General features: G+C 62.1%; 1 protein-coding gene. It reads right to left on the minus strand.

The window, feature by feature from the left end:
* Positions 1-272, minus strand: a 272-nt coding sequence (locus C6382_RS24065; protein ID WP_158262124.1) for a hypothetical protein, incomplete at both ends; no start/stop codon positions are given.

Below are 272 nucleotides of genomic sequence, written 5' to 3' on the forward strand. Positions count from 1 at the left end.
TGGTCTGACCATCGGCAATGGTGATCACGCCACGGTCGGTGGTGATCGTGGTCACGCCTTGGGAGGCATGGCTCAGTGTGGCAGTGAAGATGTACTGCGCCGACGGGCCTTCGTCTTGTACCGAACCAGACAGGCTCACGGTCGCGACCGTCGTGGTGTCGACCACCGTCGAGGTCGCCGAGCCACTGCCGTCTTTGACTTCCAGCTTTTCAAAGCCCGGGCCGTTGACACCGGTGATCGTGGCGGTCAGTTCGGTGCCGTCCTTGTAGACG

The sequence above is a fragment of the Pseudomonas sp. BBP2017 genome (assembly GCF_003024385.1).
Lineage (GTDB): Bacteria > Pseudomonadota > Gammaproteobacteria > Pseudomonadales > Pseudomonadaceae > Aquipseudomonas.